Origin of the sequence: Halalkalibaculum roseum, from assembly GCF_011059145.1 — a bacterium.
Classification (GTDB): domain Bacteria; phylum Bacteroidota; class Rhodothermia; order Balneolales; family Balneolaceae; genus Halalkalibaculum; species Halalkalibaculum roseum.
Genome location: NZ_JAALLT010000004.1, coordinates 31,298 through 57,704, shown reverse-complemented (window position 1 = coordinate 57,704; position 26,407 = coordinate 31,298). Strand labels below are relative to the sequence as shown.

General features: G+C 44.3%; 17 protein-coding genes. 11 read left to right on the top strand and 6 right to left on the bottom strand.

Going from position 1 to position 26,407, the window contains the following annotated elements:
• Positions 1-16 precede the first annotated feature (16 nt).
• Complete coding sequence (locus G3570_RS12175; RefSeq protein WP_165142755.1) at positions 17-2,155, bottom strand: M3 family metallopeptidase; 2,139 nt, start codon at positions 2,153-2,155, stop codon at positions 17-19.
• A 244-nt stretch (positions 2,156-2,399) separates the two neighbouring features.
• Between G3570_RS12175 and G3570_RS12170 the strand changes: the two genes are divergently transcribed.
• The 4 genes from G3570_RS12170 to G3570_RS12155 all read left to right on the top strand — a co-directional run bounded on the left by G3570_RS12170 (position 2,400) and on the right by G3570_RS12155 (position 7,673).
• On the top strand, positions 2,400-2,924 hold the full coding sequence (locus G3570_RS12170) for a hypothetical protein (protein ID WP_165142753.1): 525 nt from the start codon (positions 2,400-2,402) through the stop codon (positions 2,922-2,924).
• A 131-nt stretch (positions 2,925-3,055) separates the two neighbouring features.
• Complete coding sequence (locus G3570_RS12165) at positions 3,056-3,772, top strand: DUF4386 domain-containing protein (RefSeq protein WP_165142751.1); 717 nt, start codon at positions 3,056-3,058, stop codon at positions 3,770-3,772.
• A 244-nt stretch (positions 3,773-4,016) separates the two neighbouring features.
• Positions 4,017-5,168 carry an alpha/beta hydrolase-fold protein gene (locus tag G3570_RS12160; protein WP_165142749.1) on the top strand — a complete coding sequence of 384 codons (1,152 nt, stop codon included), beginning with the start codon at positions 4,017-4,019 and terminating at the stop codon, positions 5,166-5,168.
• A 216-nt stretch (positions 5,169-5,384) separates the two neighbouring features.
• Entirely contained in the window at positions 5,385-7,673 is a 2,289-nt protein-coding gene (locus G3570_RS12155; protein ID WP_165143700.1) for a glycoside hydrolase family 3 N-terminal domain-containing protein, read from the top strand.
• A 508-nt stretch (positions 7,674-8,181) separates the two neighbouring features.
• On the opposite strand, the gene G3570_RS12150 is transcribed toward G3570_RS12155, so the two are convergent.
• Positions 8,182-8,496, bottom strand: a complete 315-nt coding sequence (locus G3570_RS12150) for a hypothetical protein (protein ID WP_165142747.1) — start codon at positions 8,494-8,496, stop codon at positions 8,182-8,184.
• A gap of 199 nt (positions 8,497-8,695) precedes the next feature.
• A complete protein-coding gene (locus G3570_RS12145) occupies positions 8,696-9,451 on the bottom strand; it encodes a fibronectin type III domain-containing protein (protein WP_165142745.1) in 756 nt (251 codons plus the stop codon).
• A gap of 528 nt (positions 9,452-9,979) precedes the next feature.
• On the opposite strand from G3570_RS12145, the gene G3570_RS12140 reads away from it, so the two are divergent.
• Together G3570_RS12140 and G3570_RS12135 are read left to right on the top strand one after the other, a co-directional pair.
• Positions 9,980-10,882, top strand: coding sequence for a c-type cytochrome (locus G3570_RS12140; RefSeq protein WP_165142743.1), 903 nt, complete (start codon positions 9,980-9,982; stop codon positions 10,880-10,882).
• 130 nt (positions 10,883-11,012) lie between these two features.
• Positions 11,013-12,488, top strand: coding sequence for an aminotransferase class V-fold PLP-dependent enzyme (locus G3570_RS12135; RefSeq protein WP_165142741.1), 1,476 nt, complete (start codon positions 11,013-11,015; stop codon positions 12,486-12,488).
• Between the two features lie 223 nt (positions 12,489-12,711).
• Here the strand turns inward: G3570_RS12135 and G3570_RS12130 are convergent, their stop codons facing one another.
• Positions 12,712-16,251 (bottom strand): sensor histidine kinase, encoded by a 3,540-nt coding sequence (locus G3570_RS12130; protein ID WP_165142739.1) that lies wholly within the window; start codon positions 16,249-16,251, stop codon positions 12,712-12,714.
• Positions 16,252-17,225: 974 nt separating this feature from the next.
• On the opposite strand from G3570_RS12130, the gene G3570_RS12125 reads away from it, so the two are divergent.
• The 5 genes from G3570_RS12125 to G3570_RS12105 all read left to right on the top strand — a co-directional run bounded on the left by G3570_RS12125 (position 17,226) and on the right by G3570_RS12105 (position 23,674).
• On the top strand, positions 17,226-20,765 hold the full coding sequence (locus tag G3570_RS12125) for a two-component regulator propeller domain-containing protein (RefSeq protein ID WP_346267285.1): 3,540 nt from the start codon (positions 17,226-17,228) through the stop codon (positions 20,763-20,765).
• Between the two features lie 256 nt (positions 20,766-21,021).
• The gene (locus G3570_RS12120; protein ID WP_165142735.1) at positions 21,022-21,423 is read left to right on the top strand and encodes a response regulator; all 402 of its coding nucleotides are present in this window, start codon (positions 21,022-21,024) and stop codon (positions 21,421-21,423) included.
• A gap of 216 nt (positions 21,424-21,639) precedes the next feature.
• On the top strand, positions 21,640-22,125 hold the full coding sequence (locus G3570_RS12115; RefSeq protein WP_165142733.1) for a YybH family protein: 486 nt from the start codon (positions 21,640-21,642) through the stop codon (positions 22,123-22,125).
• Between the two features lie 10 nt (positions 22,126-22,135).
• Entirely contained in the window at positions 22,136-22,813 is a 678-nt protein-coding gene (locus G3570_RS12110) for a hypothetical protein (RefSeq protein WP_165142731.1), read from the top strand.
• Positions 22,814-22,816: 3 nt separating this feature from the next.
• Positions 22,817-23,674, top strand: a complete 858-nt coding sequence (locus tag G3570_RS12105) for a cyclase family protein (protein WP_165142729.1) — start codon at positions 22,817-22,819, stop codon at positions 23,672-23,674.
• A gap of 298 nt (positions 23,675-23,972) precedes the next feature.
• Here the strand turns inward: G3570_RS12105 and G3570_RS12100 are convergent, their stop codons facing one another.
• Together G3570_RS12100 and G3570_RS12095 are read right to left on the bottom strand one after the other, a co-directional pair.
• On the bottom strand, positions 23,973-24,785 hold the full coding sequence (locus G3570_RS12100; RefSeq protein ID WP_165142727.1) for a hypothetical protein: 813 nt from the start codon (positions 24,783-24,785) through the stop codon (positions 23,973-23,975).
• 570 nt (positions 24,786-25,355) lie between these two features.
• Positions 25,356-26,177: a DUF4382 domain-containing protein gene (locus tag G3570_RS12095; RefSeq protein WP_165142725.1), complete on the bottom strand. Its 822-nt coding sequence runs from the start codon at positions 26,175-26,177 to the stop codon at positions 25,356-25,358.
• Positions 26,178-26,407 lie beyond the last annotated feature (230 nt).

Genomic DNA, 26,407 nt, shown 5'->3' with positions numbered 1-26,407 from the left:
CCGCGGCCAAAAAGAACTACATTTCGGTTTCTAGGCCTCGTCTTTCCAGCAGGTGTTTGACTTCAGGCTCCTGACCGCGATAGGCTTCGTAAAGCTCCATCGCTTCGTCACTTCCGCCTTGTGAAAGAATATATTTACGGAACCGATCGCCGTTTTCCCTCTCCAATCCGCCATTCTCCTGCATGAATGCAAAGGCATCGGCGGCAAGCACTCCGCTCCAGATGTAAGAGTAGTAGTTAGCTGAGTAACCTCCCGCAAAAATGTGCGAGAAATAAGGTGATTTGTATCGTGGCGGAATGGCTTCCATGTCAAGGTTATACTTGGCCAGGGCCTCTTGTTCAAAATCCTGTACATCAGCCGGTATTTCATCGGTTCCCAGCAGATGCCATTCCAAATCTAGCATAGTAGCTGCGAGGTATTCCTGCGTGTCAAAACCCTGGTTGAAGTTGCTGGCTTCGATCACTTTGTCCAGGAGCTCCTGTGGAATCTGATCTCCGGTCTGATAGTGAACAGCATAGTTCTCCAGAATCTCCGGCTGAATAGCCCAATCCTCCTCAAAGGTGGAAGGGAACTCCACAAAATCGCGTGGTACCGAGGTGCCGGCCTGTGACGGATATTCCACATCTGATAGCAAGCCGTGTACAGCATGGCCCATTTCATGAAAGAGTGTGGTTACGTTATCAAAGCTGATCAGCGCCGGCTCACCCTCAGCTGGTTTCGGAATATTCAGAACGTTGACGATCACCGGTTGCTTGTTCAGAAGATGGGACTGTGACACGTAGGCATTCATCCAGGCTCCACCGCGCTTGGATTCCCGCTCAAAATAGTCGGCGTAAAAGAGGCCAATCTGTGATCCGTCTTCATCGTATACATTAAACACGCGAACATCCGGATGATACACCGGTAGATCTTCCCGCTCTTCAAAACTGATTCCGAACAACTTGTTCATGGTAAAGAACACACCGTCTTTGAGAACCCGATCGAGTTCAAAATAGGGACGAACTTCAGACTGATCGATATTGTACCGGTCCAGACGAACCTTTTCGGCATAATAATTCCAGTCCCATGGTTTGACTTCTCCCTGAATACCGTCGGCTTCCATCATCGATTTGATATCTGCCTGTTCCTGTTTGGTGTTTTCAATCACCGGCGGGATGAGATCCGTCAGCATATCCAGTGCGTTTTCCGGTGTCTGTGCGGTTTGGGGATCCAGCTTGTAGGCGGCGTGGTTCGGATAGCCCAGCAATTCAGCTTGCTCGGCGCGCAGTTCTACCAGTTCCAGTATTAACGGACGATTGTCAATACCGTCATCCTGGCCGATACCCCGGTAAGCCGATGCCTCCCAGACACGACGTCGTAGATCCCGGTTATTGAGTTCTTTCAATATCGGTACCCGTGTTGTGTTGGTGATGGTAAGCAGGTATCCGTTATCGTTTCCTTGTTCTGCAGCTGCTTCACGGGCTGCTGCAATGCGATCTTCACTCAGACCGTCAAGCTGTTCTTTATCATTCACCAGCACCGAACGTTCTTTGGTTAGGGCAAGAAGGTTTTCCTGAAATTCGGTAGTCAGGGAAGAAATGCGTTCGTTGATTTCACGCATCCGCTGTTGCTGTTCTTCACTGAGCTGTGCACCTGCGCGTACAAAATCGCGATGGGTGTCTTCGAGTAGCTTCATTTGGGCCTCGTTCAGATCCAGCCCCTCACGTTTTTCATAGAGCGTTCGCACACGGTCATATAGCTGTGCATTCAATAGGATATCATCGGAGTGGGCGGCCAGTTTGGGCGCCATCTCTTTTTGGATCTTCTGAATCTCCTCATTGGTGTGTGCTGAGGCAAGATTATAGAATACCGAAGAGGTGCGGTTTAACAACTCCCCACTCTTCTCTTTGGCCACTATGGTATTTTCAAAAGTCGGAGCTTCGCGATTGTCTGCTATGGCTTCAATCTCTTCAAGCTCCCGCTTCATACCTTCCTCAAAAGTGGGACGATAATGTTCCGGTTTTATGGCTTCGAAATCCGGTGCTTGAAAGGGTAAGCTGCTGGCTGAAAATAGAGGGTTGTTGCTCATTGATGTTTCTTGATTCTCTGTATTACTGCAACCGGATAGCGCGAAGCCGCCCGCTGCAAGGATTAGGATAAACAGTTTAAAGTTCATGGCGGGAATGATTTGGTAAAAATTTATAGCCTTAAATATAGGTAAAGTTTGGCAGAAGCATCAGTGTAGATTGCCTATTAAGTTTTCTATAATAATCTGCAATACAGATTGTCAATAAGAATGGGTTGAACAGAATAATCGGAAGAGTAACTGGCATTAATTCAACCGGCAGGCTAAAAGAGTCGGAAAATTCCTCTAAAATTTGTTACTTCTACTTTCTAAACTTAAATAATAAGGGGAATTCATGAGTGATTTTTTAGGGAGATACGGGATAATTTTAGTTTTAGCTGTGATGGTTGGATGCCAGTCGGCAGAGACCGATCAGGAAGTTCCTTCCAACGGTATGGTGATGACCGGAGACTACAGCGGCAGCGCATTTACCATTGCAACAACCTATGAAGATGAGATCTTTATGGATATGGTAGAAGCCTTTAACAATATGGATGCAGAAGCCCTTTGGGAGTCGGCAGCGGATACGGTTATGTTTCATCAGAGTGACGGTACGGTAGGACCGTTGACCCAGGCTGACATGGCAGCTTTCTTTTCTTCTGCAGATTCACTGAGCTGGGAAATAGATGCCGTGATACCGGTCAAAGCAGCAGGTAGTAACCGGGTGAATATTCTTGTAGATAGCCGGGAAGTGGTTTATATGAATGACGGTTCGGTTATGAGAAGGAAGCTTTTTGAGCGATTTATATTCGAGGAAGGTACGCTGGTTGGTGTTCGGCAGTGGGAAGCAGCCATGCCGGCAAGCGTTCAGGGCATGTAGCACCTGGTTCTTATGCCTAAAGTAAAAGAATTCGATAATATTGGTCCTGCTAATGCAGGGCCTTTAATTTTGTTCATCGGTAGATGCACAGAAATGACATTGCAACAGATCTGCAATGACAATAGGTAGTTATGGCTGATCCATTAACCCACAGTAAGGCAGTGAGATATGCCAGAGTTGCCGGACTCTTGTACCTGGTAATCATTGTGTGCGCCGGATTCAGTGAAGGCTTTGTGCGTTCAACTCTGGTTGTATCGGGAGATGCTACCGCTACAGCCCGTAACATCATGCAGTCGGAAGGACTTTTTCGCCTAGGACTGGCAAGCGATCTCATTGCATTTATGTGCGACGCTGTGGTCGCCATTCTCTTGTACCGGTTACTTAAGCCGGTTAGTAAAACACTCTCTCTGGTAGCGGCTTCGTTGCGCCTGATTGCTCATCCTGCGATCGGTAGCCTGAACCTGTTGAATCATTACGCGGCACTAAAAATGGCCGGCGGTACCGGTGCCCTCTCGGTCTTCGAACCGGAACAGATGGATGCTTGGGCGCTGCTCTTTATGGACTTTCACAGTATGGGTTATTTGATAGCCGGCGCTTTCTTCGGGCTCCATTGCTTATTGTTGGGTTATCTTTTATATAAGTCAAATCTCTTACCCGGCTTCCTGGGTATTTTGCTGGCTATTGCGTCAGTTGGTTATTTGACAGAAAGCTTCGGTATGCTTCTGGTTCCGGCTTACGAAGATATCTACCTCTTGATGGTCGCCATCTCAGCAGGTATTGCCGAACTGACGCTCTGTCTCTGGCTGCTGATTAAGGGTGTAAGAAATACTGAAAATGCCCGATTGTAGTTTGAGCTGGTGAGCAGAACAAAAATTCAGAAAGCCGGTTATTCCTCTCTTACTGTTTTTGCTGTTTCTAATTATGATCTACGACTATGGGTTCTCCTGAAATCATCACGTTAGATATCTCATCAATTTTCTTGCAAGAAGTGGGGGTTTTTAATTACTTGTTCAGGGTCAAGCACCGGATGATCAGGTCTTGTTACTTACAGATTTTAAGGTATTACACATTATAAAAGGATGGTGAGTATTTATGAATAGAACATGGAAAAACAGGGGAATTGTATTTACACTGGCGCTGCTTTTTGTAACAGTAGAGGGATTTGCACAGGGGAATAATAACCCTCCGCCTAAATCCCCTGAAGTACATGGTGACCAACGGGTTACTTTTCGTATACAGGCTCCCAATGCCGATTCTGTTAAGCTGAGCAGCAGTGACATTCCGGGTTCGATGTTTAGCAGGCATATGGCAAAGAATAAGGAAGGAGTGTGGGAGCTGACCAGCGATGTACTGGCACCTGGCGCCTATCGCTACAGGTTCGAAGTGAACGGGATCTCAGTGATTGATCCCCGAAATACATCTTTCAGTGAGTCTAATGAAAATATATGGAGCTTGGTGACAGTACCGGGTAATCCCATGATGGATACCCGTGATGTGCCGCACGGGGCTGTGGCTGAGGTAACTTATCATTCAGAATCGCTGGATCGTTTTCGCCGCATGCATGTGTACACTCCTCCGGGCTATGAATCAGGCGAAGGACAATATCCGGTGTTTTACCTGCTGCACGGAGCATATGACTCCGATGATGCCTGGTCGACAGTAGGACGGGCCGGGTTCATACTCGACAATCTCATTGCAGAAGGCAAGGCCAAACCGATGATTGTGGTAATGCCCGACGGACATACCGGTCCCTTTGGATATGGCGATGAACTGCCTATGGATGAATTCATCCAAGATTTCAAAAACGATATCAAACCTTATGTGGAGAGCCACTACCGGGTGAAAGCCAACCGGGAAAACCGGGCTATGGCCGGGCTCTCCATGGGCGGGGCACATACCTTGGGTATTGCCATTCCGAATCTGGATGAGTACGCCTACATTGGGGTATTCAGTTCGGGTGTTTTCGGACTTGTTAATAACGATGGCAGCGTCGTGGAAGCATCGGAAACGGCTTATGTGAAGCAGAACAGTGAAGTTCTAAGTAATGATGACCTGAAGGAGGGTTTGGAACTCTTCTGGTTTGCCACCGGGAAGGAAGATTTTCTGCTGGATATCACTCGGGCCACGGTAACTATGTTTGAAGATTACGACTTTGATGTGGTGTATGAAGAAACGGAAGGTGCGCACACCTGGCTTGTCTGGAGGGATTATCTCATTGAGTTTACGCCGAAGCTGTTTAAGTAGATAGTAGAAAGTAATGAGTAACGAGTGAGCAGCAAAAACGAGAAGAATCCAAATTCAAACTTCTAACTTACAACATCTGCAGTCTTCGAAGCTTAAGCGTAGTAGATTAGCTTCTAACTTCTTACTACTGGCATCCAGCATCCCGTAACCTATAACCTGTAACCTGAATAACCATTGAAAGCACTAAGCCTTTTCCTTACTTCTATCCTCGCAATCATGGCAACTCTGGTCTCCTGCAGCGGACCGGTATGGACGGAAAGCGATTTCGGGGATTACCGGTTGGTTAATAATAGCGACGTGGTGACACTGGGCTACTCGCCCGATTCCGGCGTTGAGATTTTGACGGACGACCGGTACGGGTTTAAGGATTTGAATCAGAACGGTACCCTGGATCCCTATGAAGACTGGCGGCTGCCGGCCGAAGAGCGGGCGCGCGACCTGGCCACGCGAATGAGCATTGAGCAGATTGCCGGGCTCATGCTCTATAGCGGTCACCAGGCCATACCGGCAGGCAGCGGGGGATTCGGCGGTCCCAGCACTTATGATGGCAAAGCCTACCCGGAGAGCGGAGCCGAACCCTGGGAGTTGACCGATCAGCAGAAGACATTTTTGACCGAAGATAACTTGCGGCACGTGCTCATCACCAGTGTGGAGTCGCCGGAGGTGGCCGCTCGCTGGAATAACGCCATGCAGGCGCTGACCGAGGGTCTGGGTCTGGGCATTCCATCCAATACCAGTTCCGACCCGCGGCACGGCAGTGACTCCTATGCCGAATATAACGCAGGTGCCGGGGGCGACATCTCCATGTGGCCGGGTGCGCTGGGCATCGCCGCCACTTTCGATCCCGAACTGATGCGACGCTTCGGTGAGATAGCCTCTCAGGAATACCGGGCACTTGGCATTACCACCGCTCTCTCGCCACAAATAGACCTGGCTAGCGAGCCGCGCTGGAGCCGGTTCGACGGCACAATGGGCGAAGACCCGCAGCTTGCGGCCGACATGGCACGAGCCTATGTAGACGGTTTTCAGTATTCCGAATCTTCGCAGGTGGTGGAAGACGGCTGGGGCTACCAGAGTGTCAACGCCATGGTGAAACACTGGCCGGGCGGCGGCGCTCAGGAGGGCGGCCGCGATGCGCACTATGCCTTCGGTTCCTATGCCGTATTTCCCGGTGATAACCTGGAAGACCACCTGAAACCTTTTGTAGACGGGGCTTTTGACCTGGAAGGGGAGACCGGCTCGGCCTCTGCCGTGATGCCTTATTACACTATATCGCTGAACCAGGATACGGTTTACAACGAGAACGTAGGCAATGCCTACAGCAAATACATCATCACCGACCTGCTGCGAGAGCGCTACAATTTCGACGGGGTGGTATGCACTGATTGGCTGGTAACTGCCGACGCGCAGGGTATTGATATTTTCAGTGGCAAGCCGTGGGGCGTAGAGGACCTGTCGGTGGCCGAACGACACTACAAGGCCATCAAAGCGGGTGTGGATCAGTTCGGGGGCAACAACGAGATGGGTCCCGTGCTGGAAGCCTACGAAATGGGCGTGGAGGAGTTCGGCGAAGAGCGCATGCGCGATCGCTTTGAGCAGTCCGCTGTTCGCCTGCTAAAAAATATTTTCCGTACCGGTCTTTTTGAAAATCCCTATGTGGATGTAGAACATACCGCAAAGACGGTGGGGAGTCCCGAATTTATGAAAGAGGGCTACCGGGCCCAGCTGCGCTCCGTGGTGATGCTGAAGAACGAGTCTGGCGCCCTTCCGCTGGAAGAGAAGCTCAAGGTCTTTATTCCACGCAGGTTCATTCCGGCCGGAACCGACTGGTTCGGAAACACCATTGAAGAACGCTGGGAAGACCCGATCAGCCATGACATTGTAGGCGAGTATTACGAGGTGGTGGAAACGGCCAAAGAGGCTGATTTCGCCCTGGTACCTATTGAGAGTCCGGACGGTGGCGACGGTTACTCTTCTGAAGATGCCGAAGAGGGTGGAAACGGCTATGTACCGGTCAGCCTGCAGTACGAGGACTATACCGCCACGCATGCCCGCGAGCAAAGCATCTCCGGTGGCAGCGTATTCGAAGATTTTACCAACCGCAGCTACAAGGGCAAAACGGTCTCCACCAGGAACAGCTACGACCTGCAGATGGTCCGGGAAACACGGGAACAAATGGGGGAGAAGCCGGTGATTGTAACCATCAAGGTGGCCAACCCGCCGGTACTCGATGAGCTGGAACCTGAGGCCTCGGCCATACTGGTTCATAGCGGAGTACAGAGTCAGGCGTTGATGGAAATTATTTCCGGCTCCTACGAACCTTCCGGATTGCTTCCCTTCCAGATGCCCGCCAACATGCAAACGGTAGAGGAGCAGTACGAAGACGTACCCCACGATATGGAAGCCTTCATCGATGGGGCAGGTAATGCGTATGATTTCGGCTTCGGACTCGACTGGGAGGGCGTAATTCAGGACGAGCGGGTTGAGCGATATGTTTCCCGTTAGGTTGAGCTAAAGCGGTAAATGAAAAGGGCTAAGCCGGGAGGTATTGTGTGGGAATTTGTCAATGGGAAAGTTGTAAAGGGCGGCGATTATGAGGCTTGATGCACCCTGAAAAGGGAACCACTGCCACCGATTGTGAAGGCGTAGCATATGATGCTGTGTATAATACCGATCAATGGGTTCTCATAACAACGAGTAAGCCCATTACGAGGTGTTACTTGGTGGATGTAGTAAGCGAGACTCGCCGGGTTCTGTTTGTTGAACTAAGGGGTAAGTATTTTTCCTTCAAGAGAAAAGAGTAGTAACTATTATCAGGCTATACTCGCTTGGATGGGAGTTGTGCCAAAGGCACTCCTTTGGAGCGTTCCCGTTGAATATGCTTATTTTCGAGGACGGGTGATGGAGGACCGGCGACCGTGTTTAAGTATCCAGCATTGCATGATGAGTGGGGTATCGTGAGTCTTGAGAATCCAACATCTAACGTCCAACTTCTAACTTCTAACCTCCAATGTTACTTCCACATCCTCCATAAATCCCACCAGTTTGCGCCTTCTTTTCCCAGTGATGAGATGAATTTTTCGCCATAGATCCATCCCAAAATCGCACATACTGAAAGGTAGACTATAGTAAGCTCAAGGTACTCGATAAAGAAATAGATGATGCCCACCATTCTAAAGGCAAAGAGAATGATTTGAGCTACCACGGCACCCATAACTATAGCATATAGGGAATTTTTCAACCGCTGAAAAAAATCAGGTGCCTCCCTGTGTTTGCTTTCATCTATGATGATATCTGAATCCCTGCTTCCTTTTTTATTCCTCTTCATGGGGTGATAGTTAGCATTCCAACCTCTTAGGTGGGCGCAAATTCATTGAATAGTTTAAGGTAGAGTACTTATAAAATAGGAGTGGGGCAAGCCGTCAGTTTATGACAAAATGTTTAAATAGATACTCAACTTTATAACTGTTCACCAAACCAGCGCCTGCTGCTTAAGTTCAGGGCTGCTATATATCAAACTAACACACCTATTCTTCTGCCGTTACAAATGTAGTTTCTACAATTGTTCTGTTTCCATTTTCGGATATGGCAAGGATTTCTAATTTATATTCTGTACCGGGTTCCAAAAATTCTGAAGGGATTGTTAGACTTGTTACCTCTCCTTCTACTATGACGTCAAAAACATTATCGGTTTCTTCACTTTCAATGATTACTTCGACCAGTTCGGCGTCCGGGGCATCCCAAGTAATTACCGTATTTTCAGGATCAACCTCTTCTCCTCCTGAAGGTGATATGGTAGGTGCAGCCAGAAAATCATGAGAAAGCTCAGACGTACTGTAGAGCTGTTCTCCTTCTATTGTCCTGCCAGTAAAGTGATATTCTCCAGGTGGGAATTGTGCAAGTACTTCTTCCGGAGAAGGCTCGGCACTTTCAAAGCGAAGTTCTGTGATACCTAAGTCCTTCAGTGGTCCCTGAGTTAATATTTGAACGATCTGTTTCCCATTAGCGTCATTAACCCTTACTTGTTCCCAATCTTCCGCATCCAGGAAGATCTGAAGTCCCAAATCATTGTCTGTAGTATTAAACTCAAAAAAAGATTCGGCATCTTCAAAGGGCGTCGTATTGGGATTATTCCCAGACTGGGTTTCAGTAGCTAAAAGATTTATGTCAGATTCCGTTTTGTATTGATCATTTGAAGGATTCTCTTCACAACCTACCCACCCAATAAGACCTAACAATAGGGCAACTGACAATATCAGTGTACTCTTACTTTTTATTTCCATGATGGCCCTCCATTTTTAGATAAAAGTAATGCCAAAACTTAGGCTTTAATATCAAGTCCGATTGAAGGGTAAAATCGATCGTTGGTGTAAGGGTTTAAAGCACACAGATTATGAACTTAATAGGCATGCATGGGGACTGGTGGATCATCGTCGTCGGTATCACATTACTGGTAGCTTTTAATGTGTTACTTATCGACCCTAAAAAGATTTGAGGGAGACTGCACTGGAAATATTAAAAAACGTTTTGCTTCGTCAGGAATTGAAGGAGAGGAGTTCGAGGAGTGAAAACAGATTATTAATAGGAGCAACTAGCTGCTATGACTCCTTAATTAACAATCCTTATAATGTGATATGTATTTAGTAAATATATTGGATTTCTACGGTTCAATTCCAAAACAGGTAGGACAGTTAGTTAGCCTTAGCAATGGTTTACTCATTGATGTATGAGGTTAATAACACAAGATAACTATGAATCGGGATTGAAAAGAAGTTATCTTGTAGTTTAATTCCACTAAAATGAGGGATGATATGAATACAAAAGCCATTGGATCTTATCTGTTGACAATCGGACTCATCATTTTTTTTAGCTCATGTCAGACGGGGCGCTCAGACTATATGAGCGCAGAGCAAAGAGAACACTTACAGGCAGCCTACGATTCTTTGCAGGCTGACTATAAATCGTTGATGGCCGGCTATGAATCCGATACAGACACCTTGCCGGAGGATTTAAAATCTCTCTACAGCCAAATGCAGCAGATGTACGCCTCTATGGATGCCAATCATCGGCAAATGATGGGCGGCGATAGGGGGAACCATATGGACGGTGAGATGATGATGGGTCGAGGTATGGGCATGCATATGCAGGGTCACATGACCGGTGAATGGTATAGCCAAATGATGGCCATGCACGATCAGATGGCACGTATGCACCAACAAATGAACCAGCAAGACATGGCCATGATGAACCGTCGCCTGTCAGATGAATATGGACGTATGAGGAGGATGCTACCCGGCATAGATGAAGGGGCAGAAATGCCCTCGGACGAGGAAGAAGAACCTGAGATGCTGAATGGCAGCAATCTTTATGCGGCTAATTGTGCTTCATGTCATGGTAATAATGCCCGGGGAGTAACCGGTGCTTTTCCTCCATTAATCAATTCTGAGTGGGTCACCGGAGACAAATCAATTCCCGTGCGTATATTGCTTCATGGCCTGCAGGGAGAGATTGATGTTCAGGGACAGACGTATCAGGGTATCATGCCCTCATTTCGAGCAAGACTTAGTGCAGCGGAGATAGCCTCTATACTTAATTATCTCAGGGAAGAAAGCGCTGGCGAATATCCAACGATCTCCAGGCAAGAGGTTATTGATACCAGAAAAATTTACCAAAATCGGACGGCCCCATGGAGTTCTGAAGAATTGAATGAGTAGATATTTTACCGTTACCGGTTTTGAAAGAATTTTAGCCGGAAAAGTGCCTGTACTTTGCAGGATAGAGTACGAGGGTTATATTGAATAATAAGCTTTACTATGCTTTGAACTTCAATACGATCATGCTACCATGATTCAGGAAAAAACTACATCGCTGGAACAGTATTTCCGGCAATTTCGTGAAAACATAGTTGGGATTGATACCCAGTTCAAAACACCGGAAGGGTTAAAGCCCTTGGTTTACGCCGATTGGATAGCCAGTGGCCGTCTGTATGAGCCCATTGAACGCATAATGCACCGGGAAATAGCACCCCGGATTGGTAATACCCATTCCGAATCCAGCTATACGGGTAAATTGATGACGAATGCTTATCACCAGGCTCACGAAATCATTAAAGAACATGTCAATGCCTCTGACGATGACGTCATTATAACTGCAGGCTCAGGAATGACCGGTGTTCTTTGCAAGTTTCAACGCATTCTCGGGCTGAAGGTACCGGAACAATTTAAGGACCAAATCAACCTTCCCGAAGAAGAGCGGCCGATCGTTTTTGTCACCCACATGGAACACCATTCCAACCAAACCACCTGGCTGGAAACCATTGCCGATGTCGAGGTGCTGGAACCTTCGGACGATCTCCTGGTAGATCCTGAAAACCTGGAAAAGGCTCTAGACAAATACCGTGAACGCAAGGTTAAAATCGGCTCCTTCACAGCCTGTTCCAATGTAACCGGCATTGAAACCCCTTATCACCAACTGGCTGAGATTATGCACAGGCACGGGGGATACTGCTTCGTCGATTTTGCGGCTTCGGCACCTTATGTGGATATCGACATGAATCCTGAAAATGAAGCCCAGCGACTCGACGCCATTTTCTTCTCTCCCCATAAATTCCTCGGGGGACCGGGCAGTTCAGGCGTGCTTATCTTCGACAAAAAACTTTACCAAAACCGCATCCCGGATCATCCGGGCGGCGGTACTGTAACGTGGACGAATCCATGGGGCGGCCGCCATTATTTTAATGACATTGAGGTCCGCGAGGACGGGGGAACCCCCGGGTTCCTTCAGGCGATACGTGCAGCCCTGGCCATCAGGCTCAAGGAAAAAATGTCGGTAGAAAAAATCAGAGCCCGTGAAGAAGAAATGTTGGAAATCGCTTTCGAACAATTTTCCAAAATCCCGCAGCTTCATATTCTGGCTGAAAATATTCATGAGCGGCTGGGTGTTATCTCTTTTTATGTGGAAAACGTGCATCATAATCTCATGGTAAAATTGCTCAATGATAACTATGGCATACAGGTGCGCGGGGGCTGTTCCTGTGCCGGCACCTATGGTCACCTGCTTCTAGACGTGAGCAGGCAGCAGTCCAAGAAGATTACCGACCTCATTGATCATGGTGATTTATCTCAAAAGCCGGGATGGGTGCGATTGTCTCTGCATCCTACAATGACCAATGAGGAGCTGCGCTACATCCTTTCTGCGATAAAGGATGTTATTGAACATATCGAAACATGGAAGCAAGACTATCGGTATTCCTCATCAACCAATGAGTTCTATCATCATACAGAGACTGATAATCATTCTACAGACTGGTTCGAACTCTAAGCCGATGTAGTTGTTCTGCAAGTCAATCCATTAATCGAAGGAATTTGAGGGAATTTAGCTGACACAAATATCAATGGATATGCCTTCTCGTTTGCTTGCTCTGGAAATGGTCATGATTGATTACTTATTTACTCAAATCCTGAAACCTATAGTAAATAGTTCTAATGGAGGCAGTAAATGAAGCCGGCTTTAACAGCCTCATATGGACCATTTAAACGTACATTTACGTTATCAATGTTACGGAGAATATTGTACCCTGGCAACTGGATTTGATATCAATGCCTCCTCCATGTGCTTTAATAATATCGTGAGTAATGCTCAGTCCGAGCCCGGTTCCTGCATTTCCATGCTTCGTGGTAAAAAATGGCTGTAGGATTTTGTCTTTAATATCATCCGGGATGCCCGGTCCATTATCCTGGATTTCGATGGTTACAGTATCCTCTTTTCGAAGGGTCCTGACTGTCAATTTCGGTTTATAGTTTTCATCAGGATTTTCTGAAAGCTTCTCTCTCATTGCATCAAATGCATTATTGCACAGGTTTACAATAACCCTGCTAAAGTCTTCTCCAATTAGCGTCACCTTACCTACAGTATCATCCAACTGAAGATCGATTATTACGTCAATCGGTTGCTTGCTAGCTCGCATTCCATGAAAAGAAAGATTGGTAAACTCTTTGACGATGGCATTCAAATCGTTCAGTTCTCTTTTGCCGGTTCCGCCCTTGCTGTGTTGTAGCATAGATTTGACAATGCGGTCGGCACGTTTTCCGTGGGCTTGAATTTTTTCGAGGTTAGGTTTAACGTCATCAAGAATCTCAAGCGTTTCATCGACTCTCTTCCGATCTTCAGTTGCAAGTTGATTACTTAAGGCCTGAAGCTCCACTCGAGCCTCTTCAATCATTTCAATTGACAAATCCGAAAAGTTAGTTACAAAGTTGAGCGGGTTTTTAATCTCATGTGCAATCCCAGCAGTCAGCTGACCTAAACTTGCAAGTTTCTCCTGCTGTACCAGCTGATCCTGGGCTGATTTCAGATTTTCATGGGCACTTGCTAATTTTTTATGAGTCGTTTCAAGTTTTTGGTACGCTCTTTCAATTTCCTTGGCTTGCTCAAGTTCTCTCTCATGGACTTTTTCCCGTTCTTTTGCAATCAGTCGACGTCGTTGAAAACGGTCAACAGCATACACGCCAGCTGCAAAAACAAGAGCATACAGCCCATAACCCCACCAAGTACGCCACCAGGGAGACAAAATTCTGATGCCTATTGCAGCTTCATTTGCACTATAGGCACCTCTACCATCAATGAATCGCACTCGGAATTGGTACTCGCCCGGTGGAATTTGGGAATAGCGGGCACTGCGTTGAGACCGGGCACTTACCCATTCTGAATCGTAAGGTTTCAATTGATACTCATATTGAATCTGTTCTGAATCACTATAAGAAAATGCCGTGTAATCGAAAGTCACATCATTCTGTTGGTACGAAAGCTCAATGGAGTCCTCCAAATAAACGGGTCGCTCTAAAATTCCATTAGGGGCCTGTAATATTTCTTCATTGGATATTCGAAACCCTGTCAGGGCTATTTTGGGAGAATGTTTTATCGGCTCATGTATTTTTGTGGGGTCAACTATTGTAAATCCACCTACACCACCAAAGAAAAGCAATCCGTCATGGGTTTTTAAGGCAGCATTTAAGAAGCCTATTTCAGGAAGTCCATCATGACTGCCAAAATTTATGAATGATTTCTCTTTTGGATCAAACCGTGAAATTTTTCCATGTGTTGGATTACTTCGTTGTCCTTCCGAGGTGCTGATCCAAAAAAAATCATCATCACCTTCAAGAATAGCAGCCACTTTATCAGATGGCAGGCCGTCACTAGTAGAATAATGCTGGCTCCTCCCGGTGATAAGATTAAATGAATACAAACCGTCTCCCCAGGTTCCTATCCATATGTTTCCTTCAAGATCCTCAAAAACGGAATTAATAAATTTACCCTCAAGAAATCTTTGGAATGCGATTTCAGATGAAAATCTGTTACTATTTTTCTTAAACGTATTAAGTCCATTCTCTGTACCTATCCACAAGTCTCCATTTTTGGACTCATGAATGACCTGAATTGTATTATCAATTAAGCTCGTGGAGTCATCCTGAATTTTGGTATAATGATTGACTATAGTTTCCGATTGCAGGTCCAGTTGGTAGAGTCCCTTCTCTATGGTACCAACCCATAACCGTTTTTGGGTATCCTCAACAAATGCTCTGCTGTTGTCCAATTCGGTTCTGATTTCGGGCGCCATAAAAAAATGCTCAAATGAATCTTTGGAGTTATTATATTGACTGAACCCTCCATTGCCATATAAAACAAAAAGATTACCAGACGGATCTATCCTCGTAGCCACTACTGATAGGGAATGCAGGCTAGTAGAATCATTCTCTTGAGGAATATAATTTGTATAGAATCCATTAGTTCTGTCAATCTTATAAAGAGAAGAGTACCAGTTACCGATCCAAATATTATGATCTGAATCTTCGGTAAATGAAATTATAAAGTCACCGGCATTTTGAAATAAAGGGAATGAGTTAACAGATGCATACACCTTGTACATACCGGACCAGGCTCCTATCCAAAGTGTTCCATCATTGGATTCATGAGCGGACCATATGCTATTGTCAAATAGACTGCTGTTGGTAGACTCGTGGTGACTCATAGCCCCTGTTTGTAAATCATAGCGATTTAGGCCCCCTTCAAGACCACCAATCCAAAGTATTCCATGCGGGTCTTCATGAATAAAAGAAACCCCACCGCAACGAAATCCTACACAACCATCTTCAACTCCTGTACTTCCAGATATAAAAGGGCGACTTAGTTTAGTGGGTTCTTTAGGGTCAAAACGATGCCGGATAAAGTTGCCCGTCTTTCGATTCATAGAATGAAGCCCATCACCGCTGGTTCCCACCCAAAACGTGCCCCGAGAATCTTCATAGAGACTCATTATTTTGTTGTTGATCAGGCTCGTTGAGTCACCCGGGTCATGTAGATATTGAGTGAATGTTTGCGTTTCCGGGTGAAAGCGATTAAGCCCCCCTCCAGCACCGGGAGTTTCAGTAAGATTAGGACTGCCGGTACCGATCCAAAGTGTACCCTCAGCGTCTTCATATAATGTTCGTACCTGATTGTTGCTGAGGCTGGTTGGATCTTCAGGGTCGTGAAGGTACCGGGTGAATGTTCCGCTTTTTTTATCGTATCGGTTAAGCCCGCCATGCGTACCTATCCAAAGTGTGCCTTTACTATCTTCAATTATTGCCGTAACCGTGTCTTGACTTAGACTTGCCGGGTTTTCTGCTTGATGTCGAAAATGAGTAAATGTATTGGTTTCAAGATCAAAACGATTAAGACCTCCGCCAAATGTACCGACCCAAACCATACCTTCGGAGTCGGCATACAAACTCTCCACCCAATTGTCGGATAGAGACATTGAGTCTTGTGGTTCATGCCTGAAGTGAACATACTCATGACCATCGTAGCGATAAAGGCCATCACTTCCCCCAAACCACATAAACCCATTCGGATCTTCTGTAATAGCGATACCGGGAGCGTCAATCAGTTCGAATTCAACAGGGCCTAGCTCCGGGCTTTCTGAATCTTGCCCGAGTGTTAACAGAGCATTATCTATCAGCTGATCAGCGGTTTGAGCTGACAGATCATTAACATGTAAACAGTATACTGCTACTACTAATAGGCTACATGTTATAATAATTTTCATGTTTATATCTCATGTTATACAAGTAACTATCAAATAACTCCCTGATTGGGGTTATACATCAGTATATCCCCCTTCATACTACTGCAATAACATGCCGAATTGCACGTCAAAATCATGTCTCGGTGGCTCCTATTTTCGCTCATTTAAAGTTTTTAGTACAGCCCACTAAGTTTTAAGGAAAGTACTAAACCACAAACACGGCCTGAGAAGATTATTACCTGGTACGCTCAAGTCGTAGCAATCAATATTTTCGGCTATTAGTCAACGATAGAAAATTTATTACTAAATAGAAGTTAAATAGGCACCTAAATAATTTTAGCTAAATTCGATATGGTATCAAAATCAGTGCTGAAAAAGGTTTACCATAAGTGATTATTTATAGTGAGGCTCCAAAACTTTGTCCGGTTGTATTACCGGTTCTGATATTTTCACTTTTTTATTGATGGTTTGAAGCGAGATTATTTTTCCCGGATAGAATCGTCGACATACCGACCTGATTTTCGGATTATTTTAACCCTGCATTAAGTGAATTTTCGTTCAAATTTTTCAAAAAAGATATCGTGTCTGTCGTAATACTTGTAGGGAGTGTGTACCTGGTTCACTGTTAATTTGCGAATAGCTGAAAGCAGCCTTTCTTCATGTCTCAACCGCAACAGTCTTTGCAGTATACCCAAAGAGAAAGTTTATTCATTTAAATAACATACAATATGCCTATAGTTGTCTTTTTATGGTTTATAGCTATATTGCTGAAAATTAGTCTATTAATCGACTTGATTGTACTTCCTATGTTCATGAATTCCTGAGACAAGGAAATATATCTAAGCCGTTTTTTACCACATAATAAGGAGCATCAGATCTAAGTATAATCAAAGATATTATAGAAGTGCATTAGGGTAGTTTGGAGGTCAATGTTATTCTCTACTGTAAGATGAAGAGAATGAAATTTATAGTTTACATTTAACTAATTTTTGTTCGTGTTAAAAAAGATATTCGCGGTCAGTTGTTTTTTCATTCTTATTTTATTGGTCTCTCAGAATACGAAAGCTCAAACTCTTCAGCCGGAAGCTCCAGAGCGTGCCATTCTATTCTCAGATGTCCCTACCCTTCGGTTCGAAAATCTGAACCTTGAAGATGGAATGGCTCAATACTCTGCTGAGAGTATACTACAGGATAGTTTTGGATATATGTGGATTGCCACACAGGGCGGACTTCATCGCTACAACGGGTATGAATTTGAGATATACTCGTCTGTTCCATTCGATACCACATCGTTATCAGTAAGCGGAACGAATGCCCTGGAAGAAGCATCAAATGGCGACATTTGGGTGGGAACGATAGGTGGGGGGCTGAACCGGTTTAATCGTAAAAATCAAACGTTTTCAAATTTTGTCAACGACCCATCAGATTCAACCACGATTGTATCTAATTCCATTGAAGACATATATTTAGCAACCAACGGTGATCTCTGGGTAGCATCATCAATTAATGGAGTCAGTCGTTTACCGGCCGATAGCACAGATTATTTTGTTCGTTACCAACACGACCCTGATGACTCAAACAGTTTGAGTAGTAATATTATAACTCAGATTACAGGAGATGCGGCAGGTAATATCTGGATTGGGACCCGGGAGGGAATTAACCGGATTAATCCCAAAACCGGGGAGATAAACCGATATTTAGAGCCGCTAGAAGACTCTTCATATGTTTCATTCATTGTCTCCAGCCAGTACCATCCACCGGAATCATCTGAAATTGTCTGGCTGGCGACGGGCAATGGATTTGTGAAGCTCAATTCAGCCACCGGAGACTATACCCGATATATGCCTGATAAGACAGGTGAAATGGGACAAGCTACTATTGAGTTGGCTGATATCTCACCCGACCCTGAAAACCCTTCTATCTTGTGGGCTGTAGGTTATAATACGGGTTTGGTACGGTTTGACACACGAACGAAGGAGTTCATCTTCTATCAACATGATCCGGGAAATTCAAACAGTATCATAAATAATACGGCAACCAATATTACCGCAGATCGCACGGGGAATTTATGGATTGGCCATACAACAGACGGGATAAGCCAGTTTACACCTTCGTCAGCAAATTTTCTGCATCTTCGTCACGATCCGCAAGATCCTCAAAGCCTGGGACCAAACAGCGCTTGGGGGCTTTATGAAGATCAAAATCAAACGCTTTGGGCAGGGACCGGCAACTCAGCAGAGTTCTATCTTAACCGTATCGATCTGGAAACCGGAACCGTCACTCGTTATGAGCATGATCCTGATAATCCCCAATCAATTACCGATCGTGAAACCTTTGCAATTACAGAGGATAGCTCTGGTAGATTTTGGGTTGGTACAAGTCGAGGACTTAATCTATTCGATAGACAAACAGGTACAGCAACCCGTTTTTTACGCAGACCGGTAGGTGAAAATTTAGCGTCAAATTTCATTGCTTCAATTGTCCAGAAAGCTAAAAGTAAAAATGAGTTCTGGGTCGGTACATACAGTGGATTGAAACTTTTTAATGTAGAAAATGGAAGCTTTACCGATGTGCCCATTAGGGGTGAGAACTTTAATAATCCACCCATTTTCTACCTCTTTTATGATTTAGAAGGCAGTCTTTGGGCTGGTTCGTTGGAAGGTTTGATACAAGTGGATCCTGAAAACGGTGACCATACCATTTATAGATACGACCCTTCAGATACTAACAGCCTAAGCTCAAATTCGATTTTAGTAATTACGCAACGCGACAATGAACCCGGCATTTTATGGGTGGGAACCGCAGATGGGGGGCTGAATCGGTTAGACATCGGAAGTGGTGAAGTAACGCATTTTACCACAAATGACGGACTCCCCAATAATGCTATTTATGGAATTCTTGAAGATGACAACAGAACCCTCTGGATCAGCACGAACCGGGGCATTAGCAATTTTTATCCGGACGAGAACAGTTTCAGAAACTACGGGCTGGAAGACGGGCTCATTCAGCTTGAACACAGTCAATTTGCTTTCGCTAAGGGTGCAAATGGCATTCTGTACTTTGGTCATAAAGATGGCATCACAGCATTCAAACCTGAAAATCTCAGTACCAATACTATCCCACCACAGGTGGTAATTTCTGACTTCAGACTTTTCAATGAGACGGTGCTGCCCGGGCCGGATGAGCCGTTTGATGAGCAGATTGAAAAAGAGAGTGAGATTACCATTGATTATGATCAAAGCGAAGTGGCTTTCGAATATGTGGGGCTTCACTACAGTAACCCATCAAAAAATCAGTATAAATATCAGCTGGTTGGCTTTGATGAACACTGGGTTGACGCCGGTAACCGTCGACTGGCAACCTATACAAATCTGGCTCCGGGTGAGTATACTTTTAACGTTCTGGCATCGAATGCCGACGGCGCATGGAACGAGGAAGGTGCATCAGTGACGCTAACCATTCTGCCACCTTGGTACCAAACCTGGTGGGCATATGGACTTTACGGCTTGATGTTTATCAGTGGCATTTTTGCTGTAGATCGGCTTCAACGAAGGCGTCTGATTGCCAGAGAACGGGAACGTGCAAAGGAAAGAGAATTGGAACAGGAGAAGAAGTATTCTCGAGAATTACAGGATGCCTATTCTGACCTTGAAGACTCAATCGAGAAATTAACTGCTGCTCAGGATCAATTGATTCAACAGGAGAAATTAGCTTCACTCGGTCAGCTGACCGCCGGAATCGCCCATGAGATTAAGAACCCGTTGAATTTTGTGAATAATTTTTCTGATTTGAGTTTAGAAATGATAGATGAGCTGATTGATGAAATGAAAGGCGGTAAGCTGGAAGAGGCAGAATTGTTGGCAAAAGATATTTCTCGAAATCTGAGTAAAATACATGACCACGGTAGCCGGGCCGACAGGATCGTCAAATCCATGCTTGAGCACAGCCGTGGCGGTTCCGGCGAGATGGCCCCAACACCTCTCAATCCACTAATCAAAGAGTACGTTAATCTTGCCTTTCATGGGATGCGTGCCAGGAAAAATCCCATCAACGTAGACATTGTGCTGGATCTTGATGAAAACGTCGGCGAAGTCGAAATGCTTGGTGAGGATTTTAGCCGTGTGATCTTGAATTTGTGTAATAACGCGTTTGATGCGATGAGGGAGAAGTTGAGTGAAAAGTCGCATGTAAAAAATAAAAAGTCACCTTCTCTCGAAGTGGGCTCTTCGGAAGAAAGCGGGAGTCAGCAGAGCGAACTGGGGGATGACTCTTCGAACGATTACGAGCCAAGATTAACCGCCCGCACCCGTCAAAAAGGCTCTAACGTTATCATCGAGATTGAAGACAACGGTCCCGGAATTCCGGAGGAGATGAAGGACAAAATCCTGCAGCCATTTTTTACGACCAAAAAAGGAAACCAGGGAACAGGGCTCGGGCTGAGTATTACCAATGATATTATTAAAGCACACGGAGGCAGTTTGGACATTGAGTCAGAGCCTGGCAAAACCGTGTTCATAATAACAATCAGTAGTTGAACGCATAATAAAATGGCTCCTTAAAAGCTCAAGCGGTTTTAGTCACCCAAAAAGCTTCCGGAGACAGGTTATTTTAAGCTGCTAAGACTGCAGGAGTAGGGAAAGTATTTATGTGATATCCTGTGTTCATAGAGCTTATCCAATTATATACATTAACATATATGTTGATTAAATAATTATAATTGGTTTTATACTCGCCAAATCTTAAGATTTTAGTAGTTAAGTATCATTGAAAAAATGATCGGGGTGAGAAATTATGAGGCTACGCAAGACCAAAGTACTAATAGTTGAAGACGATAGACTTATTTCATTGGTCGAACGGAAACTGCTTGAACAACTGAATTATGAGGTTGTCGATGTCATAACAAAAGGTGAAGAGGTAGCAACAGCTTATGAAAAGCATCTGCCGGATTTGATTATTTTAGACATTTGCCTTGCCGGAGAAACAAATGGCATTGAAGCGGCTAGAGCTATATGGCACCATTCAGAAGTACCAATCGTATTCATTTCAGGTAATTGTGATCTTTATAAGGCAGCGGTAAGTACGTTTGAAAATCCATTTCATACTTTCCTTTCAAAACCAATCTCACGGAAACAACTAGCCGACGCAATTGCTGAAGTTACATTTGGGCACTCGGGTAGATTAAAGGTTGCCTGATGATATAATTAGATTTCCGCTGTTTGCATACCCATCATACAGCAATAAAGTAGCCACCTCCTGGCTACGGAAAATTAAATTTGTGAAGGTTTATTCCTGATGGTGTAGGATAAATCGCAAGAAATAACTACAATATAATTAATGGGATAATATCTGAAGGCCGGATAGCATTCTGAATCCAGTTATTAATATCTGATCAGAATTAGGAGGTAAGCCATGATACGATATTATAAAGTTTACACCATTGGTGTCATTCTATTAACTACTCTCCTTTTTATCATGCTATTGAAGCCGGTACTGGCTCAACCTGCTGCCCATGAGCAGGCTATAACCACCGCATATCGAGACTGGGTCGATGCGGCAAATGACAAGGACATTAAGCAGTGGTCTACTTTCTTGGCGCCCGATGCACTTTTCCTGCCACCGAACCGTCCGGCATTAAGCAGTTTCAAATCTATTACGGACTTCTACACCAACTTATTCACTGATGAGCATTTATTTCTTGATTGTCAACAGGACACCGTAGAAATTGCCCGTGCGGAAGATATGGCATGGGCCATAGGTCACTGTGAGATTACGTTTACATCGTCAAAGGGGCAAGTGAAAAAAGATAAAAGTAAGTGGGTTAAAGTATGGAAACGACAGCCAAACGGTGAGTGGAAGTGTAAGATTAACAGCTGGAGTTCAACTGAAGCAGAGTAGTTAATTAATATTGAATAAAGGCAAAGTCAGTGGAATTGGTTCTTACAAAAAACTTATCACATCATTTTTAGGTCATGTTAAGGAGATTCTCAAACAAATCAACCAAAACCGTGAGCCTACCGTGATTACATCAGCTTATATCACCAAATGGTGGATTATTACAACAACCCTTGGATGGTTAATAGGCTTCGTTTTAGTGATACTATTGGCTTTGGCTGCCGATGCCCTCGGGGGAGGCGTTCAGGTTATTGTCGGGATTGGAATGGGAGCAGGTGTTGGTTTCGCACAAGGGTGGTTTCTGAGACGGTGGCTGGATTCACCGTGGCCTTGGATGTGGGTCTCCACAATCGGAATGGGTATTCCATTTCTTTTTTTAGACCTGACTCATCTTTTTGGCATGAACCTTCCTAACTCACTTTGGATCTATGTCCCAATCGGTGGCTTGGTTGTGGCGTTTTTTCAAAGCAAGCTTCTTCACAGAATCACAGATGATACATGGCCATGGATTTTTTATAGCGTACTCGGGTGGACCCTGCCGGTTTTGCTTATGGCAGTAGGAGACGAATTTAAAAGTCTGGGCGTATTCGGTGGCTTTCTTAGCATAGGAGTAATGTTTTTAGGAGGGGTATTGCTTGGTGCGGTAACTGTCAAGGCAATAAAACTATATATCCAGGAGCCAAAGATTTAATTGATGATAAATAAAAAAATATTGCCTGCGGAGGACATTGCTATGAGTGGCCAAATAAGACTCGCCTTAGGTTCTGTTGCACTAATTATGTTTATAACCGTAGGTTGTGGGGTTGACCAACATGACTCGGATTTTAATCCGGAAACTATCTTACCCAAAGAGATTATCGACCTCAGTCCTGTAATAACTGAAAATTTAACGGAACAAATATGGGGTAAGGCTGCATTGCAGATGTTGGGTTTTAGAGGTACAACCAATTTTGTACATGTAGGAATTGATACTCCTACTTATGTTAGAAACTCATATATAGAATTATTCAATCATGGGGGAGCTCATCTTGATGCACCAAATCATATGGATAAGGATGGTATGTCTATTGAAGGTTGGGATCTGAAAAAGCTTATTGGTCCAGTCAAAATTTTGGATGCTACCTCATATAAAGAAAATCAACCAATTCCGGTGGAGCCACTTATAGAATTAAACCTTAGCAGCAGGGATATATTTATTCTACATGTTGCCTACACTCCTCCTGGAGATGATAAAGATCTTCCCTCATATCCTTTTTTATCATCTGAAGCTGTTGAATATCTCGCATCAATTCCTGTCAAAGCAGTTGCAACTGATGCCTTTTCGATTGAAAGTTTTACTGGGTTTGCAGAAAGAGTGGAAGTAGGATTCACAGGATATGAAAGCTTAATACCTAATCATCATGCAATATTGACAAATGGAATTCCATTGTTTGAAGCTTTGGAAAATGTAAGTGAACTCTTGGATAAGGAAGATGTAATTTTTCTAGGTTTCCCTCTAAAGATTAAGAATGGCAATGCATCACCGGTTAGAGCAGTGGCTTTTGTATACTGATAAATCGGTCAATCAAAAATTAATATGAATGCATTATAATTAGCTCATTAAAAAAAAGACGTGCATCGCGCTAATCAGGGTGCTGTAAAATTCAGAAAAAGTATTTCAGATCCGGCTTGTGTCTGAATTATATAGTTTTATATAACAGTACTCGACAAAGCATGGTTAATCTGTCTTTGTAACACCAGTTGTTATAAAATAGAAAACTTGGTGGTGCACTTAGTAAGCAGATTTAAAAACAGCAGCAGTTTTATTAGACTGCTGCTGTTCTGCATTTTATCATATCTTATTTTTCGGACTACTGTTCTGCTTGCACGAAATCAACTAGGTGCCATTGTTCAATACGGACCATATCGACTGTATTTAAGAATACATCCGTCATATAATCACCGGTTTTATCGGGATGAACTTCTTCTAGCATCGCGTCGTAGTCATAATCCATCACAAATTGATCCATATCCTCGTATAAGTCCACGGCTACATGGCTATAAGGCATGCTACTCCCATAGGGCTGATTAAGCGCCCAACCCTCCCAGCCGGCACGTTTTCCAATTTCTATCTCTTTTTTGTGCATAGGATGAAAAAGGTCGCGCTCCATGTTCTGATAGGCTTCTACTTTACCCATTGGCACTTTAAAGTAAACAACCTGGATCATTTCAGCGGGAGACGTTAACTCTTCGTCTGCGAAACGTTCCCAGCTGAATAGCCGGTGCGTTTTTACTAAGTCACGAGTTTTCCAAATGGTCTCCGATAGTTCGTCCAGATTCTCTCCCTGATGAACTGATTCAAAAACGTCTCCAAAATCACCGGCTGATTTTATCTGATCAAGATTTTCATAGATTCGAACGGTCGCATAATGGTATTCTGCCCCTGTACCGCCCGGAAAAGGTATTGCCCAAAGTGACCAACTTACCATTTTACCCTGATTTACCAATTCTTGATGTACAGGCTTGGCAATTTCCTGCTCCATGGTCACATAGTCACTACTCATGCCTTCCGGCACATACATAAAATCAACATAAGCCGCTCTAAAGTCTTGCCCGTTCAAGAGCAAAGGTACACAGCATATAATGATGGTTAGTAGAAAAACACAGATTTTATTATTACCCATAATATCACCCCGTATTAGGTTAGTGTAAAAGGGCAATATCGTCTGTTATATAAAAAGGGGAAGCGGTCTTTATTTATTGTAGTCTAATCTTATTCAAATATCAAGTTGTAGATAAACTAATAATATACAGTAGTTTACCCGTTTGGAATTCAAAAAAGATGTTGTTTATGCCAAATAAAAGTCTGGAGTATAGACAAAAGCCGGTAAAAACCACCAATTTTACGTCAAATCTATGCTATCACCGGCTGCAGATTTTGCAACTCTGACTTGCGAGTAAAAATTTGGATGCAACTTCTTAAAAAGAAAATAAACCAATTCCACTTGAGCCATTAAAGGTTTTCCCTTATATCCTTTTCTATTAACAGATAGCAAATAAATATCTCGCATCAATTCCTGTCAAAGCAGTTGCCGATGGCCTTCAATTATCGATGGGAGAGTGCTTGATGAGGCCCTGGAGATAATTCCAGGTTAAATATTTGTTCAATTCAGCTCATAAAAAAGGCCTGCCAAAAGTGGCAGGCCTTTTCTCTATCCTGAACAGTAAATAGAACTACATCTTGCAGTTTACTATTAGTTTTCGCTTAAGGTCACAGTGCCAAGGTCATTGGTATCGCCTACCGTAACTTCAACACCGGTAATCTCTTCAGGCTGGTAGTTCTCATTGCCCGGTTTTATGGATACGGTGTAGGTTCCTTCCTCCAGTCCGACCAGCTTAAACGAACCATCAGTGTCACTCACCGGTGTAGTGGAAACTATCTTCGGATCAGATCCCGAATTGTCAATAGCCTCAACAACTGCATCCGAGTCCACCGGTTCTACTACTCCTGAAATATTTCCAGTGATTGCTTCACTTGTAGCCCTTATTACAGGTTGCAACAAATATTCCACTCCGGATTGCTCGCTTCCTTGCTCAACCACCGAACGTGCCGCATCGAAATCCAGCAATAGGGTATAGGTAATATCCGGCTCAATCTCTGCATTCACATTGAGCTTGATACCGGTCTGTGCTCCACTGGGTACAAACATATCATGAGGAACACCATCGACCATCACACTGTGACCTTCACGGCTCAAGATCAATCGAATTTGCTTATAGGTACCTACTTCAAGCTCTGTAGAAGCAAGTTGGGCCATGGCTCCGTTAGTTAGCTTCAGAAGATCATAGGATTGCTGAGGACTGCTAATTTCCACCCAACCGTCGTCGTTTTGGGTATTGTTTACCTCCACTCGTTCAATAAAGACGTTGACCTCATCATAGGTGGCAGGAGCATCATGCAGCATGACCTCCATGGTACCGGTGCCGCTATTGCCATTAAAGTCACACCCGGTAAACAGTAATAATGCTGCAAAAAGTGCCGTAAACGTAGTTTTTGGTAGCTTATTAAGTATCATGATATTGGTCTGTAGATTGATGATAATTTTGTATTCACGAAGTAAGACGCCTAAATGCAGCAAAGGTTACAAGATTCTAATGAGGGTTCATTAGTACTTCATAGATAGGTGTAATCCTAATCAACTTTACTATTCCGGATAAAGCTGAATGATAAGATGTGTATCAAATTTAGGTATTACAACTTACCTGTAAATGCTTGTAAAATATATGTTAATAATTATATTAATAT